Annotated in this window: 14 protein-coding genes and 1 tRNA gene; 9 read left to right on the plus strand and 6 right to left on the minus strand. The window is 52.4% G+C overall.

All coding sequences use genetic code 11. The features are described from left to right. The first annotated feature begins 124 nt into the window (after nt 1-124). A complete protein-coding gene (locus OGY17_RS08585; RefSeq protein ID WP_286606890.1) occupies nt 125-955 on the plus strand; it encodes a topoisomerase II in 831 nt (276 codons plus the stop codon). A gap of 26 nt (nt 956-981) precedes the next feature. Here OGY17_RS08585 and OGY17_RS08590 read toward each other — a convergent pair whose 3' ends face one another. The 4 genes from OGY17_RS08590 to pepA form a co-directional block, all read right to left on the minus strand. After that, complete coding sequence (locus OGY17_RS08590; RefSeq protein WP_003830259.1) at nt 982-1,485, minus strand: GNAT family N-acetyltransferase; 504 nt, start codon at nt 1,483-1,485, stop codon at nt 982-984. Nucleotides 1,486-1,691: 206 nt separating this feature from the next. Then, entirely contained in the window at nt 1,692-4,547 is a 2,856-nt protein-coding gene (locus tag OGY17_RS08595) for a valine--tRNA ligase (protein WP_008786064.1), read from the minus strand. Beyond that, nucleotides 4,547-4,990 (minus strand): DNA polymerase III subunit chi, encoded by a 444-nt coding sequence (gene holC / locus OGY17_RS08600; protein WP_003830256.1) that lies wholly within the window; start codon nt 4,988-4,990, stop codon nt 4,547-4,549. The genes OGY17_RS08595 and holC overlap by 1 nt, the downstream gene beginning before the upstream one ends. A gap of 119 nt (nt 4,991-5,109) precedes the next feature. Beyond that, complete coding sequence (pepA, locus tag OGY17_RS08605) at nt 5,110-6,621, minus strand: leucyl aminopeptidase (protein ID WP_003025870.1); 1,512 nt, start codon at nt 6,619-6,621, stop codon at nt 5,110-5,112. A gap of 153 nt (nt 6,622-6,774) precedes the next feature. Between pepA and OGY17_RS08610 the strand changes: the two genes are divergently transcribed. From OGY17_RS08610 to lptG, 3 genes are all read left to right on the plus strand, one after another. Continuing rightward, the gene (locus tag OGY17_RS08610; RefSeq protein WP_212723231.1) at nt 6,775-6,825 is read left to right on the plus strand and encodes a hypothetical protein; all 51 of its coding nucleotides are present in this window, start codon (nt 6,775-6,777) and stop codon (nt 6,823-6,825) included. Between the two features lie 62 nt (nt 6,826-6,887). Next, nucleotides 6,888-7,988, plus strand: a complete 1,101-nt coding sequence (gene lptF, locus OGY17_RS08615) for an LPS export ABC transporter permease LptF (protein ID WP_032942200.1) — start codon at nt 6,888-6,890, stop codon at nt 7,986-7,988. After that, a complete protein-coding gene (gene lptG, locus OGY17_RS08620; protein WP_286606892.1) occupies nt 7,988-9,070 on the plus strand; it encodes an LPS export ABC transporter permease LptG in 1,083 nt (360 codons plus the stop codon). The genes lptF and lptG overlap by 1 nt, the downstream gene beginning before the upstream one ends. A 103-nt stretch (nt 9,071-9,173) precedes the next feature. On the opposite strand, the gene OGY17_RS08625 is transcribed toward lptG, so the two are convergent. Both OGY17_RS08625 and ahr read right to left on the minus strand, forming a co-directional pair. Beyond that, complete coding sequence (locus tag OGY17_RS08625) at nt 9,174-10,676, minus strand: helicase HerA-like C-terminal domain-containing protein (protein ID WP_284884922.1); 1,503 nt, start codon at nt 10,674-10,676, stop codon at nt 9,174-9,176. Nucleotides 10,677-10,823: 147 nt separating this feature from the next. Further along, a complete protein-coding gene (gene ahr, locus OGY17_RS08630) occupies nt 10,824-11,843 on the minus strand; it encodes an NADPH-dependent aldehyde reductase Ahr (RefSeq protein WP_060682818.1) in 1,020 nt (339 codons plus the stop codon). 220 nt (nt 11,844-12,063) lie between these two features. On the opposite strand from ahr, the gene OGY17_RS08635 reads away from it, so the two are divergent. The 5 genes from OGY17_RS08635 (at nt 12,064) to OGY17_RS08655 (ending at nt 18,227) form a co-directional block, all read left to right on the plus strand. Beyond that, nucleotides 12,064-12,148, plus strand: a tRNA-Leu gene (locus OGY17_RS08635). A gap of 186 nt (nt 12,149-12,334) precedes the next feature. Then, complete coding sequence (locus OGY17_RS08640; protein ID WP_286606897.1) at nt 12,335-13,588, plus strand: tyrosine-type recombinase/integrase; 1,254 nt, start codon at nt 12,335-12,337, stop codon at nt 13,586-13,588. A gap of 209 nt (nt 13,589-13,797) precedes the next feature. After that, nucleotides 13,798-13,989: a type II toxin-antitoxin system antitoxin gene (locus OGY17_RS08645; RefSeq protein WP_134882365.1), complete on the plus strand. Its 192-nt coding sequence runs from the start codon at nt 13,798-13,800 to the stop codon at nt 13,987-13,989. A 2-nt stretch (nt 13,990-13,991) separates the two neighbouring features. After that, a complete protein-coding gene (locus OGY17_RS08650; protein WP_286606901.1) occupies nt 13,992-17,117 on the plus strand; it encodes an anti-phage-associated DUF499 domain-containing protein in 3,126 nt (1,041 codons plus the stop codon). A 24-nt stretch (nt 17,118-17,141) separates the two neighbouring features. Next, on the plus strand, nt 17,142-18,227 hold the full coding sequence (locus tag OGY17_RS08655) for an anti-phage-associated DUF3780 domain-containing protein (protein ID WP_134882364.1): 1,086 nt from the start codon (nt 17,142-17,144) through the stop codon (nt 18,225-18,227).

The following is an 18,227-nucleotide window of genomic DNA, read 5'->3' on the forward strand; positions in this document are numbered from 1 at the left end:
ATCCTTCCTGTTTCTGTTAGCAAAATCTGGTGGCTGGAAATCGCTCGCTGCTGCCGTAATAATCAAAACACACGAAGGGGAAATATATCCCCGTAACAGAGATGATTTGGCATAAGGATGGTTAATGAACTGGGCACACGTTTTGTTGGCAGGTTATATCGGGGCGGTGATTGCTATCGTCGTCGGCATGTTTCGCAAAAAAGGCTGGCTGGGCAAGATCTCCGGCGCGGTGGTTTTTGTGGTGGCGATTATCGCGTGGAATCTGTTTGATGTGCACTACCTGATCCCACGCGAAAGCCCGGATTATGGTCTGACCGAAGAGCAGCAGTTTGAAAAGGCGATGCTCTCCAATCCGGCGTTTCAGGTGATTAAGGAGCAGGAACCTGAGCTGACACAAAAAATTATCAGCCAGGCAGCGCAGATGAAGAAAGCAGGGAGTAGCGAACAGCAGGTTATCGACGCGATACAGCCGCAAATTCTTCAGTTACAAATGGCAAGATTGCAGCAGGCGCCAGATGCCAATGTCATTGAATATATGAAAATTAACCTTGAGCAGATCGCTGCTGTGGCCAAAATAGGTGATGACGAATGCTTCCGCTTTCTGTTTCCGGCAGTGAAAGGGGGGATTAACCCGGCACGTCTGGTTCCGCATGAGATCATGAACCGTCGTATGGCGAGTGATATGAGTATGATGCGTGCTGCCTATGGTCCGAACAAACATACGGTCACGGCAGATGAGAAACAGCTGGCGTTGCAGGATCTGCAAGCAATAAGTCCTGGGCTAGTACAGCGCTATGGGCCGGATATTCAGATCATGGCCGATCCGACTAAAGCGATCGGCAAAGAGAAAATTGTCTGTGAGATAGTGCAGGATCTCTGGTCACAGGTGCTGAAGCTGCCAACCGCCCGCGCGGCTGGCGTTATTCGACTGATGCTCTCAGCCGAGATGCAGTAACGCGACTAAAGCCTCTCGGCGTAAGGTCAGAGGGGCTTTAACATCCGCACTTCACAATCCACGTGCCCGGTACAGCCCAGCGCTTCGCTGATATGCTCAAAGCCTAAATGCTCATACAGGCGGATTGCCTCAGTCAGAAACGCTGTGGTCTCCAGATAGCACTGTTTAAAACCCTGCTCGCGGGCATGTTCGAGCGCCATCAGCGCCAGTTTTTTCGCCAGCCCCTGACCGCGCGCGCTCGACAGGAAGTACATCTTTTGCAGCTCGCAAATGCCTGGTTCACTACATCCTAACGGCGCAACGCCGCCGCCGCCCACGACTTCACCATTTTGCTCAACCACCCAGTAGGCCGCGCCCGGTTGGCTGTAAACCTGGAACAGTTCGTCCAGATTAGGGTCGGCAACGGTATAGCCCTTATCGGCGGTAAGCCCGTATTCAGCGGAAACTTTGCGGATCACGCGGGCAATGGCGGCGTTATCATCGGCAGAAATTCGACGCAGCGTTGCCGCGACGGAGGTAATGGCACTCATAGCGAACTCATGACATAAAAGTGAGACATATGCAGTTAATACCACTGCGGTGAGGGGAAGCGCAAGCGAGGATAATTCAATAAAAAGCCTCTGAGCATATGCGTCAGAGGCTTTATCGTCTGAGGTGTCGGATGCGCTACGCTTATCCGACCTACGTTGACGGTGCCCGTTTGCCGGATAAGCGTAGCGCTATCCGGCATAGGCAATTACAGCGCGGCGATGACCGCCTGCTGTTCAATCAGCTTCGCTTTGGCTTCTGCGTAACCATCCAGCTTCTCACGCTCTTTGGCGATGACTGCTTCCGGTGCGCGGGCAACGAAACCTTCGTTGGAAAGTTTGCCTTCGATACGGGCAATCTCGCCTTCGATTTTCGCCACTTCTTTCGCCAGACGTGCCAGCTCATCTTCTTTGTTGATGAGGCCAGCCATCGGGATCAGCAGCTCGGCGCCGTCGATGATTTTGGTCACGGAGACCGGGCCTTTGTCATCGGCTGGCAGCACGGTAATGCTTTCCAGACGTGCCAGGTTCAGCAGGAAGCTGCGGTTGTCGTTCACACGACGCATCGCATCAGCGCTGCAACCACGCAGCAGCAGCTCCAGCGGTTTGCCCGGGGCGATGTTCATTTCCGCACGGATGTTACGTACGGCGACGATCGCCTGCTTCAGCCATTCGGTATCGGCCAGCGCCGCTTCATCAACCTGTGCGGCGTTATATTCCGGGAACGGCTGCAGCATGATGGTATCTGCAGTGTTGCCACAAATTACTTTCACTCGCTGCCAGATGGTTTCGGTGATGAACGGAATGATTGGGTGCGCCAGGCGCAGCAGACCTTCCAGCACGGTAACCAGCGTATTGCGAGTGCCGCGCAGTTCAGACTCGGAACCGCCGTTCATGACCGGCTTGGTCAGCTCCAGATACCAGTCGCAGAACTGGTTCCAGGTGAACTCGTACAGAATGCCCGCGGCGATATCGAAACGGAAGTTATCCAGCGCTTCGCGGTACGCTTTGATGGTCTGGTTGAATTCAGCGAGGATCCAGCGGTCCGCCAGAGACAGGGTCATTTCGCCGCCGTTGAAGCCGCAATCCTGATCTTCGGTGTTCATCAGCACGAAGCGGCTGGCGTTCCACAGCTTGTTACAGAAGTTACGGTAACCTTCCAGACGCTTCATGTCCCAGTTGATATCGCGACCGGTAGAGGCCAGCGCTGCCAGGGTGAAACGCAGGGCGTCGGTGCCGTGCGGCTCGATGCCGTCCGGGAACTGCTTCTCGGTACGTTTGGCAATTTTCTCAGCCAGCTGCGGCTGCATCATGTTGCCGGTACGTTTCTCCAGCAGTTCTGCCAGAGAGATACCGTCGACCATATCCAGCGGGTCAATCACGTTGCCCTTGGATTTGGACATCTTCTGGCCTTCGTCGTCACGAATCAGACCGGTCATGTAGACGGTCTTGAACGGAACCTGCGGCTTGCCGTTTTCATCTTTGATGAAGTGCATGGTCATCATGATCATGCGGGCAATCCAGAAGAAGATAATGTCGAAGCCGGAAACCATCACGCTGGTTGGGTGGAACTGACGCAGCGCGTCGGTATTTTCCGGCCAGCCCAGCGTAGAGAAGGTCCACAGTGCAGAAGAGAACCAGGTATCGAGAACGTCTTCGTCCTGGCGCAGCGCAACGTCGGCGCCGAGGTTGTTTTCCTGACGCACTTCGTCTTCGGTACGGCCAACGTAGACATTGCCGTCGTTGTCATACCATGCCGGGATACGGTGACCCCACCACAGCTGACGGGAAATACACCAGTCCTGAATATCGCGCATCCAGGAGAAGTACATGTTTTCGTACTGCTTCGGTACGAACTGGATGTCGCCGTTCTCAACCGCTTCAACCGCCGGTTTTGCCAGCACGTCGGCACGGACGTACCACTGGTCGGTCAGCATCGGTTCGATAACCACGCCGCCACGGTCGCCGTAAGGTACGGTCAGGTCGTGCGGTTTAATTTCTTCCAGCAGGCCCAGGGCATCAACGGCGGCAACCACCGCTTTACGCGCAGCAAAACGTTCCAGCTTCTGGAACTCAGCCGGGATTTCATTGGAGTAAACGTCGGACTCTTCGCCTTTGGTGTCGTACACTTCCGCGGTTTCGCGGATGTCGCCGTCAAAGGTCAGAATGTTGATCATCGGCAGGCCGTGACGTTTCCCGACTTCGTAGTCGTTAAAGTCGTGCGCCGGGGTGATCTTCACGCAGCCGGTGCCTTTTTCCATGTCGGCGTGTTCATCACCGACGATCGGAATGCGGCGGTTAACCAGCGGCAGAACAACGAATTTGCCGATCAGATCTTTGTAGCGCGGATCTTCCGGGTTAACGGCTACGCCGGTATCACCCAGTACGGTTTCCGGACGGGTGGTGGCGACGACCAGGTAATCTTTACCGTCTGCGGTTTTCGCGCCGTCAGCCAGCGGATAGCGGATGTGCCACATGGAGCCTTTAGACTCGCGGTTTTCCACTTCCAGATCAGAAATAGCGGTGCGCAGTTTCGGGTCCCAGTTGACCAGACGCTTGCCACGGTAGATCAGATCTTCTTTGTACAGGCGAACAAAGACTTCTTTCACGGCATTGGAAAGACCTTCGTCCATAGTGAAGCGCTCGCGCTCCCAGTCAACGGAGTTGCCGAGACGGCGCATCTGACGGGTAATGGTGCCGCCGGATTCCGCTTTCCACTGCCAAATTTTGTCGATAAACGCTTCGCGACCGTAGTCGTGACGGGTTTTACCTTCTTCAGCGGCAATCTTACGCTCAACCACCATCTGGGTAGCGATACCCGCGTGGTCGGTACCGGCCTGCCACAGGGTGTTTTTACCCTGCATGCGCTGGTAGCGAATCATGGTATCCATGATGGTTTGCTGGAAAGCATGACCCATATGCAAACTGCCGGTGACGTTCGGCGGCGGGATCATGATGCAGAAGGACTCTTTGCTTTCATCGCCGTTAGGTTTGAAATAGCCCTGCTTTTCCCAGTGCTCGTAAAGCGGCTGTTCGATATCTTGTGGGTTGTATGTCTTTTCCATTATTTCCAGGTTGCCGTATTCAGGTTAAAACCAGCCACGCGGTAAGCTTTGTAGCGATCGCGTGCCGATTGTTTCAAAGAATCTTCGTAAGGAACGAAGTCTATCACTTCTGTGAAAGCGGTGGCAAAATCTGCAAAGCCAACGCGCAAACTGATGAGCAGGTCGCGCGGGCTGCTATTGCGTTTCTCCGGCCAGGCAATCTCTACCGGCGCGCCGCCTCTGGGGCCTTCTCCCGCCAGATTGTGCGGAACAAAACTTTCTGCCGGTCTCGCCCACAGGGCTTCATCCAGTCGAAGAGCCTGCTTTTCGTTTTCACAGGCGATCAGCACGCGCTTGCCAGCACGCCAACGTTCTGCGGCAATTTCACACACCAGTTGTTCAACGGCGCTTAAGCCATCGACGGTGTTGTCATTGTCCAGAATATAGAACGTTGCGTTTCTCATGATATGGGGCTTCTTGTTGTGGATTTAAATGCAAAGCCGGGTGGCGCTACGCTTACCCGGCCTACGGTTGAGTGATGTTGTAGGCCGGGTAAGGCGAAGCCGCCACCCGGCGTTTTACATCACTCTTCGCCGTTAAAACCGGCACGATTGAGCAGGAACTGCGACAGCAACGCGACCGGACGACCGGTTGCGCCTTTGGCTTTCCCTGAACGCCATGCGGTACCGGCGATATCCAGGTGCGCCCAGTTGTACTTACGGGTAAAGCGTGACAGGAAACAGCCCGCGGTAATGGCACCGCCAGGACGTCCGCCGATGTTCGCCATATCCGCAAAGTTGGACTCTAACTGCTCCTGGTATTCATCACCCAGCGGCAAACGCCACGCGCGGTCACCAGCCTGCTCGGACGCACCGATCAGCTCATGCGCCAGCGGGTTGTGGTTCGACATCAGGCCGGTGATGTGATGGCCCAGCGCAATCACGCACGCGCCGGTCAGGGTCGCGACGTCAATCACTGCTTCTGGCTCAAAGCGCTCGACGTAGGTTAACACGTCGCACAGCACCAGACGGCCTTCGGCATCCGTATTGAGCACTTCAACAGTCTGTCCAGACATCGTGGTCAGCACGTCGCCTGGGCGATACGCGCGGCCACCCGGCATGTTTTCACAGCCCGCCAGCACGCCGACAACGTTGATGGGGAGCTGAAGCTCGGCCACCATGCGCATCACGCCGTATACCGCTGCCGCGCCGCACATGTCGTATTTCATCTCATCCATGCCTTCGGCAGGTTTGATGGAGATACCGCCGGAGTCAAAGGTTAACCCTTTACCGACCAGCACGATCGGACGCGCGTCTTCGGACGGATTGCCTTTGTACTCGATGACCGACATCAGCGACTCGTTCTGCGAGCCGTGACCGACGGCCAGATAAGAGTGCATGCCCAGCTCTTTCATCTGCTGCTCGCCGATTACACGGGTCACAACATTTTTGCTGTAGCTGTCTGCCAGCTGGCGCGCCTGAGAGGCCAGGTAGGCGGCGTTACAGATGTTCGGCGGCATGTTGCCAAGATCTTTTGCCGCTTTAATGCCGGCGGCGATCGCCAGACCGTGTTGGATCGCACGCTCACCGCTGGTCAGTTCGCGGCGGGTCGGCACATTGAAGACCATTTTACGCAGCGGGCGACGTGGCTCGCTTTTGTTGGTCTTCAGTTGATCAAAGCTGTACAGCGTTTCCTGTGCCGTCTCAACGGCCTGACGCACTTTCCAGTAGTTATTGCGCCCTTTGACGTGCAGCTCAGTCAGAAAGCAGACGGCTTCCATTGAGCCTGTATCATTCAGGGTATTGATGGTTTTCTGAATGACCTGCTTGTACTGGCGCTCATCAAGTTCGCGCTCTTTGCCACACCCAATAAGGAGAATTCGCTCAGACAGAACGTTAGGAACATGGTGCAGCAACAGGGTTTGACCCGGTTTGCCTTCCAGTTCGCCGCGACGCAGCAGTGCGCTGATGTACCCGTCGCTGATCTTGTCGAGCTGCTCTGCAATCGGAGAGAGGCGGCGTGGTTCAAAGACACCCACGACGATGCACGCACTCCGCTGTTTCTCCGGGCTACCGCTTTTTACACTGAACTCCATGCACTACGCTCCTGAATCTTAAAGACAACGGCGGTGGCTACGGATAGAATTGCAAGCTTTCGTAACTCATACCCGCTGTTGCGGTGACTTCGTGTTAATCTTAACGTTATTACGGCATTGGCACGTCAGAACAATTTCTGAGAGGTGGATCCGTTGAGTATAATGATCTTAGCGACGATTTCGACGACTCAAGAGAATAAATGACGTTTAAGCCATGAAACAAGCTAAATTCCGGCAAAAGACGGGTTTTTACGGGCGTATTTAAAGTGATAATCATAAGATATCTGGTTCGGGAAACGCTCAAAAGCCAACTTGCGATCCTATTCATCCTGCTTTTGATCTTCTTTTGTCAAAAGTTGGTCAGGATCCTTGGTGCGGCGGTTGACGGTGATATCCCGGCAAATCTGGTGCTCTCGCTGCTGGGGCTGGGCGTGCCAGAAATGGCGCAACTTATCTTGCCCTTAAGCCTGTTCCTCGGGCTGTTGATGACGCTGGGCAAACTGTATACCGAAAGCGAAATTACGGTCATGCACGCCTGCGGGCTGAGCAAGGCAGTGCTCGTGAAAGCGGCGATGGTGCTGGCGCTGTTTACCAGTATTATTGCGGCGGTCAACGTGATGTGGGCCGGGCCGTGGTCCTCCAGACATCAGGACGAAGTCCTGGCGGAGGCGAAAGCGAACCCCGGTATGGCGGCGCTTGCTCAGGGGCAATTCCAGCAGGCGACCAACGGCAGTTCGGTGCTGTTTATCGAAAGCGTTGACGGCAGCAACTTCAAAGACGTGTTCCTCGCGCAAATCCGCCCGAAAGGCAACGCTCGTCCTTCGGTCGTCGTAGCCGATTCCGGACATCTTACCCAGATGCGTGATGGCTCTCAGGTCGTGACGCTGAACCAGGGGACGCGCTTCGAAGGTACCGCGCTGCTGCGCGATTTCCGCATTACCGACTTCCAGGATTATCAGGCGATTATCGGTCATCAGGCCGTGGCGCTGGATCCAAACGATACCGATCAGATGAACATGCGTACGCTGTGGACGACCGACACCGATCGTGCCCGCGCGGAGCTGACCTGGCGTATCACGTTAGTATTCACCGTATTTATGATGGCGCTGATGGTCGTACCGCTGAGTGTGGTGAACCCGCGTCAGGGGCGCGTGCTGTCGATGCTGCCAGCAATGCTGCTCTATTTGCTGTTCTTCCTGGTTCAGACGTCGCTGAAGTCGAACGGCGGTAAAGGTAAGCTGGATCCAGTGTTCTGGATGTGGACGGTTAACCTGGCGTATCTGGCGCTGGCGATTGTGCTTAACCTCTGGGATACGGTGCCGATGCGCCGCTTGCGTGCCCGTTTTATGCGTAAAGGAGCGGTATAATGCAGCCTTTTGGTGTACTTGACCGCTATATCGGTAAAACCATTTTCACCACCATCATGATGACGCTGTTCATGCTGGTGTCGCTCTCCGGGATCATCAAGTTCGTTGACCAGCTGAAAAAAGCCGGGCAGGGGAGCTACGATGCGATGGGCGCCGGGCTGTATACCCTGCTCAGTGCGCCTAAAGATATCCAGATCTTCTTCCCGATGGCGGCACTGCTGGGGGCATTGCTGGGGTTGGGCATGCTGGCCCAGCGCAGTGAACTGGTGGTGATGCAGGCTTCTGGCTTTACCCGTATGCAGGTGGCGTTGTCGGTGATGAAAACCGCGATTCCGCTGGTGCTGCTGACGATGGCTATCGGCGAATGGGTCGCGCCACAAGGCGAACAGATGGCGCGTAACTACCGTGCGCAGCAGATGTACGGCGGCTCGCTGCTCTCTACCCAGCAGGGTTTGTGGGCGAAAGACGGTGACAGCTTTGTCTACATCGAGCGGGTGAAAGGCGACGCCGAGTTAGGCGGGATTAGCATCTACTCGTTTAACGACAAGCGCCGTCTGCAGTCTGTACGCTATGCCGCAAGCGCGACGTTTGACCCGGAGCAGAAGGTCTGGCGTTTGTCGCAGGTAGATGAATCCAACCTGACCGATCCGAAACAAATCACCGGCTCGCAAACGGTGAGCGGCACCTGGAAAACAAACCTGACGCCCGACAAGCTCGGCGTTGTGGCGTTGGATCCTGATGCGCTGTCGATTAGCGGTCTGCATAACTACGTGAAGTACCTGAAGTCGAGCGGCCAGGATGCCGGACGCTACCAGCTCAATATGTGGAGCAAAGTCTTCCAGCCGCTGTCTGTAGCGGTCATGATGCTGATGGCGCTGTCGTTTATCTTTGGTCCGCTTCGTAGCGTCCCGATGGGCGTGCGCGTGGTGACAGGGATTAGCTTTGGCTTTGTGTTCTATGTGCTGGACCAAATCTTTGGCCCGCTGACGCTGGTGTACGGCATTCCGCCGATTATCGGTGCGCTGCTGCCAAGCGTCAGCTTCTTCCTGATAAGCCTGTGGCTGATGCTGCGTAAGTCGTAATCATAGTAATCGTAGGCCTGATGGCGTTGTGCTTTTCAGGCCTACTCCGGACCCGTAGGCCGGAGTAGGCGTTTACGCCGCCATCCGGCAACGTAACACGGGGCTAGCGTTTTCTCCCGCCCATCAAACTCCCCAACATGCCGCGAATTATCTGATTGGTAACCTGTCGCGCCGCGCTTTTCGCCACGCTCTGCACTACGCCATCGCGCTTACCGCCGCGCGGTCCGGTGCTGCCAAACAGAATATCCTTCAACCCACCGAGAATACCGCCATCCACATCGACAGCTTTACCGTTGGCGGGAGGTGTATTTTGCTGCTCGGTACTGGCCTGCACGCCTTGCTGCAAACGTTCATAGGCGGACTCGCGGTCGATCTCTTCTTCATATTTACCGTACAGAGAAGAGTGATTAATCAGCCCGTTGCGTTCGTCGTCCGTCACCGGTCCCATCCGTGAGCATGGCGCAATCACCATCGCCCGTTCAACCACCGACGGGCTGCCTTTGGCGTCCAGAAACGACACCAGCGCCTCACCGGTTCCCAGCTCCTGAATAGCTTTTTCGGTATCAAATGCCGGGTTGGCGCGCATGGTTTGCGCCGCGCTTTTCACCGCTTTCTGATCTTTCGGGGTGAACGCGCGCAGGGCGTGCTGCACGCGGTTCCCCAACTGACCAAGCACGTTGTCCGGAATATCCGACGGGTTTTGCGAGACGAACCACACGCCGACCCCTTTCGAGCGGATCAAGCGGATCACCTGTTCGATTTTATCCAGCAGCACCTGCGGAGCATCGTTGAACAGCAGGTGCGCTTCATCGAAGAAGAACACCAGTTTTGGCTTCTCCAGATCGCCCGCTTCCGGCAACTGTTCATACAGCTCGGAGAGCATCCACAGCAGGCTGGCGGCGTACAGTTTGGGCATCTGGTAGAGCTTCTCGGCGCTGAGGATATTAATCATCCCTTTGCCGCTGGCGTCGGTACGCATCCAGTCTTTGATGTCCAGCATCGGTTCGCCAAAGAAGTGTGCCGCGCCCTGCTGCTCCAGCGACAGCAGTCCGCGCTGGATAGCCCCGACCGAGGCGCTACTGATATTGCCGTACTGATTCTGGAAGGATTTAGCGTTATCGCCAATGTACTGGGTGATGGCCCGCAGGTCTTTGAAATCGAGCAGCAACAGACCCTGGTCATCGGCAATACGGAAGATAATATCCAGCACGCCGGACTGCACGTCGTTGAGGTTCAGCAGACGGGCCAGCAGCAGCGGTCCGAGGTCTGATACCGTGGCCCGCACGGGGTGACCTTTTTCGCCGAAGATATCCCACACCGTGACCGGATTAGCATGCGGTTGCCAGTTAGTAATGCCGATATTTTTCAGGCGGGCGAGCAGCTTTTCAGAGGCTTGTCCTTCCTCGGCCACGCCGGTTAAGTCACCTTTCACATCGGCCATAAATACCGGAACGCCAATCTCGGACAGCGATTCGGCCAGCTTCTGTAGCGTGACGGTTTTACCGGTCCCGGTCGCGCCGGTAATCAGCCCGTGACGGTTGGCCATGCCTGGCAGTAAAAACAGTTCGGTGTCCGGCGTGCGGGCAATTAGCAGGGGTGCGCTCATTGAGATTTCCTCCATTTATCCTGCCTGGAGTATAGGCAACCGTGACGCACTCTTCACCGCTAAATTACGGAGATTGTGAGGAGAATTTAACCTGTCTGGAATAGCGGGGAGAATAGCCGGGAAGCTTACGCCACCCGGCAAAGATGATCAGAAGTCTGCTTTAAGCACTACGCGGTAGCGGGCCTTACCGTCACGCACGTGCTGGATGGCTTCGTTAATTTGCGACATCGGGTACAGTTCGGTGGTGGGCGACACCTTGCTGCGCCCGGCAAATTTCATCAGCTTGCGCAGTTCGAACGGCGTACCGGTTGCCGAACCGGAGATACTGCGATCGCCGGCTATTAAGGTGAACGCCGGAACCGGCAGCGGCTTCAGCACCGCACCGACGGTATGGAAGTTACCGCCGTAGGCCAGCGCTTCAAAATAGGGCTGCCAGTCGAGATCGACGTTAACCGTGTTAATGATGAGATCGAACTGGCCCGCCAGCGCTTGTAGCGCATCCGGATCACGGCTGTTGACCACCTTATCCGCCCCCATTGCCAGCACTTCCTGCTCTTTCGCCGGATTGGAGCTGAACGCGGTCACTTCGCAGCCCATCGCGTGTAACAGCTTAATGGCGATATGCCCCAGGCCGCCGATGCCGATCACCCCGACGCGGCTGGTGGCGGTGATATGGTGCATCAGCAGCGGTTTGAACACCGTGATGCCGCCGCACAGTAATGGGCCAGCGGCCGCAAGATCGATGCTCTCCGGCAACGGAATCACCCACTGCCAGTCGGCCCGCAGCTTCTCGGCAAAGCCACCGCGATTAAGAATTGTGGGAACAGACCCTTCAAGGCAGTTGATCTGATTACCGCTGATACAGGCGTCGCAGTGCCCACAGCTGCGCGCCGTCCAGCCAACGCCGACGCGCTGACCAACCTTCAGACCTTTATCCTGCGCCGCGCTGCCGAGCGCCGCCACGCGACCAATCACCTCATGCCCGGCAACCAGCGGATACTGAGAGAATCCCCATTCGTTGTCGATCATCGACAAATCAGAATGGCAGATACCGCAGTAATCGACCTGGACTTCGACATCTTCCGGCTTAAGCTCGCCCGCATCATATTCATAGAGTTCGAGTTCGCTGCCCGCCGCTTTTGCAGCGTAGCTTTTTATCATCGACATCGTGTTTCCCTCAGTGTGGTGTTGAACTGGAAGTGTAGAGCATGGGGAAACGGGACGCTTCGCAGAAGGGGGGATTAAGGCGGGGGCAAACTGTGATGAGGGTTACAGCTAAGAAAGGTAATGCTGAAATTTTCAACACTTAGCGAGCCAGACACACGCTGGCGCTTGCATGGTGGCGCATGACAGGTATAATCCACAACGTTTTCCGCATCCCTTCCGTGCCGGAGTGGCGAAATCGGTAGACGCAGTTGATTCAAAATCAACCGTAGAAATACGTGCCGGTTCGAGTCCGGCCTTCGGCACCAAAAGTATGTAAATAGACCTCAACTGAGGTCTTTTTTTATGTCTAAAATCCAGTATTTATCTACCTTTCCCGCTATATTAACTCTCTCAAGGTCAACCGACATCAACGTACATCTACCAACAGATGTTGGTATAGATGATGGTATTTCCGGTTCGATAATGCTTGTACCAACAGGGAGGGGATAAGCATGGCTCTAACAGATATCAAAGTCAGAACAGCCAAGCCAACGGATAAGCAATATAAGCTGACCGATGGTAACGGTATGCACCTTCTTGTTCATCCAAATGGCTCTAAATACTGGCGTTTGCAGTACCGATTTGGCGGAAAGCAAAAGATGCTGGCTCTGGGTGTTTACCCTGATGTGTCACTCGCTGATGCAAGGGCTCGCCGTGATGAAGCCCGTAAACTTTTGGCAAACAGCATCGACCCGGGAGACAAAAAGAAAAATGATAAGGTTGAGCAGGAAGAAGCACGTACTTTCGAACAACTTGCTATTGAGTGGCATGCCACAAATAAAAAGTGGTCGGAAGAACATAGCCGACGCGTGCTTAAAAGCCTGGAGGACAACCTCTTTCCAGCCATAGGTAAGCGTAATATTGCTGAACTAAAAACGCGCGACCTTTTAGCGCCTATCAAAGCTGTTGAGTTGTCTGGGCGTCTTGAAGTTGCTTCCCGTCTACAGCAGCGCACCACCGCCATTATGCGCTATGCGGTACAGAGTGGTTTGCTTGATTATAACCCGGCACAGGAGATGGCCGGTGCCGTTGCTTCAAGTAACCGGCAGCATAGGCCTGCGTTAGAGTTGAGACGTATTCCAGAACTGCTTCAGCGTATTGATAACTATACCGGCAGACCTTTGACTCGCCTTGCTGTTGAGCTAACCCTGCTCGTCTTCATTCGTTCCAGTGAGCTGCGTTTTGCCCGTTGGTCAGAGATCGATTTTGAAACATCTATGTGGACGATTCCAGCTGAGCGAGAAGCAATTGAAGGGGTAAAGCACTCCCAGCGTGGCTCAAAAATGCGTACACCTCATCTGGTACCGCTTTCCCGACAGGCTCTGTCAATTCTCGAGCAGATTAAGATCTTCAGTGGTGATCATGAACTGATCTTTATTGGCGATCACAATCCTCGCAAACCGATGAGCGAGAATACGGTGAACAAATCTTTGCGAGTGATGGGATATAACACACTGGTTGAAGTGTGCGGCCACGGCTTCAGGACAATGGCGTGCAGTTCGTTGATTGAGTCAGGGTTGTGGTCGAGGGATGCAGTCGAGCGGCAGATGAGCCATATGGAGCGTAACTCTGTGCGTGCAGCTTATATTCATAAAGCCGAGCATCTTGATGAGCGTAGATTGATGCTGCAGTGGTGGGCTGATTTTCTTGATGCTAACCGGGAGAGGGCAGTAAGTCCATTTGATTTTGGGAAGATAGGCAGGTGAATATATTGTAAATCTGCGGCCTGAAGTGCTAGGCCGCAACAAAGTAAATGCTGAGTACCTATGGTAGGCAAAATGGGCAAACAATAACTGTAAAGTGTATGTCGGAATCAGCACGGGATTCAAAAAAGTTATGTGGTCGAGTCGATTGTTCAGTAAAACCTAATACTGTATAGTGCAGTACATTTGCAGGCATTCTTCGGGAGTGTTACATGGCTACTACTAAAACCGCGACGCTTACCATCCGGTTAGATCCTGGGTTGAAGGACGCGCTGCGAGTAGCAGCACAAGCGGAACATCGCTCTATCGCAAACATGATAGAAATACTGATCCGCGAGCATTGTGTGAAAAACGATATAGCCATTGAGCAATCCAAGAAATCGCATCCACGTGGGGAACGTTAAACATGATCAAGACAGTGAAGCAGGCGTGTCGTTTTAATCCAGTTATTAAGGATTACAGAATGAGCCAGGGAATTGAGAATCTGGCTGATCTGATTAACGATGCTGGTGATGGCAAAGAATTCTTTTCAAGAAACTATGTTACTCATGGCATGGAGCAACTCTTTCGAGAAGGCATGCTTCGCCTGTCTGGTAAGTCAGACCAGGCTGTGTTTGAGCTCACCCAAGCAATGGGGGGGGGGAAAACTCACATGATGATTGCGTTAGGCCTGCTTGCAAAACACAAACATTTACGTCCCGAGGTCTTATCTGCGGATCTTAATGAGCGCTTAGATTTTGGTAATGCGAGAATTGCTGCATTTAATGGTCGAAATAATCCTGATAATTACATCTGGGGGGATATTGCAACCCAGCTCGGTGAGTCAGATAAAATTAAACAGCACTGGATTAATGGGCCTAAATCTGTTGACCAACAAAAGTGGAAGGAGATCATTGGCAATACTCCAACATTGATAATGATTGACGAGTTGCCTCCCTATCTTGATAACGCAAGTACCCAAGTATACGGCTCAGGTACACTCGCCAACATGGTAGTGTACAGCCTTAGTACCTTAATGAGTGCGGCATTAGAACTCCCAAATTGCTGTATCGTCATTGCCAACCTATCTGGTAGTTATGATGCTCAAACTAAAACACTCAAAGACGCAATTTCAAACCTGCAGCAAGAAACCCGCAGACAATCGATGACCATCACCCCGGTACAACTATCGGGTAATGAAATTTATGAGATTCTTAAAAAGCGATTGATTGATGAGTTGCCTGATGAGCAAACCATTAATGAGGTTGCTGAGGAATACGCACAGCAAATCAAAAAGGCAGAAGACGGTGGGTACATTGTTGCAGCAAGTATCGAACAAATCGCTGAACAAGTTAGAGAGACCTACCCCTTCCATCCATCGTTTAAACATTTAGTTGCTTTGTTTAAAGAAAACGAGGGGTTCAGACAGACTCGCGGCTTGATGCAGTTTACAGCTCGACTATTGAAGAGTGTTGAACAACGCCAAGAGGATGACATTTTCCTTGTCGGTACGCAGCACTTGGACCTCAATGATGAGCAAGTGAAGGATGAAATTGAAAGAATTTCACCAAAGCTGATTCCTGCCGTCACAAGAGACATTGCTGATAAGGGGGATGCGATTGCCGAGAATATCAATAACGAGCTCAGTAACGATGCGGCTACCCAACTAATGACGTTGTTGCTTGCTGCGTCATTGTCTCGTGCTGTAGGGGGGCGTATTGGTCTGTCGGAAAGTGAAGTGATTGAATTCTTAGCAGCGCCGAATCATAAAGCTGATGAGTTCCTTGATGCACTTCAAAAACTACGTGAACAAGCTTGGTATTTGCACCGTGAAGACCAGCGTTTCTATATTAAAGAAACAGAAAATCTTTCACGCCAGATTGAACGTAACGCGAAGGAACTACCGCAGCCAAAAATTGATCAAGCTCTAATTAACAGGCTAAAAGGAATTCTTCATCCTAATCGTCGCAACGTTTATCAGGAAGTTCAGATTCTTCCTCGTATGGATGAGCTCAAGCTAAGTGGGCCTCGTGTCCTTATCGTGATTAAGCCAGATGGCAAAGTGCCGCCTAGTGAACTCACTAATTTCTTTGAGTTTCAGCAGGAAAAAAACAACTTACTTGTACTTACCGGGCAGGACAGCATTATGGCTGATGCAGTAGAAGACCGTCTGCGTGAGCTGTATGCCATCGAACAAATTACCAAACGTCTGAAGGCCGGCGATAGCTTATATGAGGAAGCTCGCGATAGGTTAGAAGAAGCGGAAGGGCGTTTTATCAAAGCCTTGTCTGCAGCTTATAATACAATTCTTTTTCCCGGTATTGATGAGATTGATGGTTCTGAACGTTTGCTTAAAGTAACAATTGATCATGGCTTAAAAGTTGGGGAAGGTGACCAATCTGCTGAAGTGCAAATTGAAAAACTGATGGCAGACCCAAGAGCTAACTATAAATTAGCATCAGATTTGGAAAAGAATTTCACTCAGTTTTTTGCTATGGCTGAGTCGGAACTTTGGCCTTCTGGTGCCAGTAACCGCCGTACCCCATGGAAGGATGTCGTCAATCGTGCCAAATGTAATTCAGGCTGGCCTTGGATGCCTGGCGGCAGTGGAATGGATACCCTCAGGGCAGCAGCTCTCAAGCAGGGGCGCTGGAGAATGGGGGAGGATGGTTATATTGAAAAAGGGCCATTCCCGAAAGAAAAAACCAGTGTTAACGTCACGTTGGTAGGCACTAGCCCAGAGAATGGAGAGTCACTGATCACTTTGACTCCGAGAAACGCGGGCGAGAGTCCAGTTATCTATTTCTCGACTAAACCAGAAGTAGTAGATACTGACCCAAAAGTTGATGATTTGGAAAATTTTAGTACGAGGGAAGGTACCCTTTATTTTAAAGTTGTCGATCCAACCGGAAAATATGAGTGTGGTCCAGCAACGCGCTGGGTTGCAGATCTAAAAATAAGACATCAAATTGAACCTTCCGTAGATAAACGAAAGGTTACCTTGCAGTGTACGCCGAGAGCCGAGATTTATTACACCTTAGACGGCTCGAATCCGAAAGATGGGCAACCCTATATTGCTCCATTTGACGTTGGCTCTAATGCTATCCGCTTGTTAGTTTACGCTAAATCAGGTGAAGCAACCAAAACAGCAGATTTCCTTATACAGCATAGTGGCGACAAAACTGTACAGATAGATGACACCAAACCAGCTAGTTTAATCGGTGGAAAGCGTGTGCCGCTCGATACCACAGAAAAGGTCTTCAAGGTGCTAAATCGCTTTAAAGACCAAGAAAACACACGCTTTAAAGGTGTTCGCATTGAGATCGGTGAAGGGGAGAACACCGTTGGTGTTCGCTTTGGAGAGCGTCAAATCACGGCTGCGATGATCGAGGCAACTATAAATAGTCTGCGGGATGTATTGAACGAAGCTGATGCTAATATCTCGATTGCCGTGAGAGAGGGTATCGATTTTGAAAATGGCTTTGAAGCTAAAGAGTTCGCCAAGTTAGTTGGCATTGAGTTGAAACCTGGTGACATTGCTCAAGAAGAGTAATCCCTTAAAAAAGAGACTAGATATATGGCTAAGGCACAATCAAACAAAACCACGACAGGTGTTAAGCATCCGACGCTGGGTTTCGGTGTGCCTGCTAGCAGTGATCCTCACCACTTTAAAGTGATCATTCCAAAGGCAAGTACCGGTAAAGTGCAAATTAGTGAGTATCTTGGTTTGCAGGCGCAAAGTGAAGAATTTTCTGTGGTTGAGCGTGTGCAGCTAGACCGCATTCGCTGGACAGCGATACGCGCTGAAGTGCAACGTGCTTTTAACGTTCGCTTGAAAAGCTACGGCTTGGAAACTAGCTCATGGCAAATAGGCGAGAATATGCTTGATCGTTTGCTAGGTAAGGAGATTTGTGTGCTTGCTTGGGCAATAGAGGGCATGGAAATTGATAATATTCCCGTTGCAGTACGCAATTGGTTAGCGCTTACCCCAGAAGAACGTTGGTGGTTATTTGGCATGACAGCCAAAAGTACTGGGGGAATTGAAGATCGTGATGTTGGTTGGCGTATTGCCTTGCGCCACGCACTTGGCGATATCGTGCAAACAGAGCAAATACAATTCGCTCAGGACAACAGCGTTTCTTATAGTCAGCGTGCACCAACTTTGCACGAAATAAAGGAACCTTCAGCCGGTTATGGCGACTTGAACTTATCTGATAATACCCGCGTGTTGTCTCACGATATCGGTGGTAACGATTCATTATCTCTTGATGCGTCTAATGCTCAATTATTCAATGAACCAATTCTATCCAACTCAAATGAAGAGGAATCTTTATTCTTGTTTGAAGCCAAGCTGGCAAAGGCTATCGGGCATCCGATTGGCGAAATGAGTAGCCCTGAATTTTTGGTCAAAAAGGGATCAACAGCTAATATTTCTCTAGCCAAATCATTGCGTCCAGCTATCCGAGACCTACGGAAGAAACTATTAGATGATGGTATCCTAATGAAACGAGGCGATGTTTATTCCTTTGAACATGAGTATCTGTTTAAAAGTCCTAGTGCGGCAGCTTGTGTGATAGCAGGAAATCCGCGCAGTGGTATGGACGCTTGGAGGGATCTGCAAGGGCGGAGCCTGAAAGAGCTAGGATATGGTAAAAAGATCTAG

The sequence above is a fragment of the Citrobacter sp. Cpo126 genome, assembly GCF_030332445.1.
GTDB classification, from domain to species: Bacteria; Pseudomonadota; Gammaproteobacteria; order Enterobacterales; family Enterobacteriaceae; genus Citrobacter; species Citrobacter portucalensis.

Bases quoted from the DNA above. Each gene is read 5' to 3' on its own strand.
- OGY17_RS08585 (WP_286606890.1), top strand. From the start codon at position 125: ATGAACTGGGCACACGTTTTGTTGGCAGGTTATATCGGGGCGGTGATT.
- ahr (WP_060682818.1), bottom strand. From the start codon at position 11,843: ATGTCGATGATAAAAAGCTACGCTGCAAAAGCGGCGGGCAGCGAACTC.
- lptG (WP_286606892.1), top strand. From the start codon at position 7,988: ATGCAGCCTTTTGGTGTACTTGACCGCTATATCGGTAAAACCATTTTC.
- OGY17_RS08640 (WP_286606897.1), top strand. From the start codon at position 12,335: ATGGCTCTAACAGATATCAAAGTCAGAACAGCCAAGCCAACGGATAAG.
- OGY17_RS08595 (WP_008786064.1), bottom strand. From the start codon at position 4,547: ATGGAAAAGACATACAACCCACAAGATATCGAACAGCCGCTTTACGAG.
- OGY17_RS08655 (WP_134882364.1), top strand. From the start codon at position 17,142: ATGGCTAAGGCACAATCAAACAAAACCACGACAGGTGTTAAGCATCCG.
- OGY17_RS08590 (WP_003830259.1), bottom strand. From the start codon at position 1,485: ATGAGTGCCATTACCTCCGTCGCGGCAACGCTGCGTCGAATTTCTGCC.
- pepA (WP_003025870.1), bottom strand. From the start codon at position 6,621: ATGGAGTTCAGTGTAAAAAGCGGTAGCCCGGAGAAACAGCGGAGTGCG.
- OGY17_RS08645 (WP_134882365.1), top strand. From the start codon at position 13,798: ATGGCTACTACTAAAACCGCGACGCTTACCATCCGGTTAGATCCTGGG.
- holC (WP_003830256.1), bottom strand. From the start codon at position 4,990: ATGAGAAACGCAACGTTCTATATTCTGGACAATGACAACACCGTCGAT.
- OGY17_RS08625 (WP_284884922.1), bottom strand. From the start codon at position 10,676: ATGAGCGCACCCCTGCTAATTGCCCGCACGCCGGACACCGAACTGTTT.
- OGY17_RS08650 (WP_286606901.1), top strand. From the start codon at position 13,992: ATGATCAAGACAGTGAAGCAGGCGTGTCGTTTTAATCCAGTTATTAAG.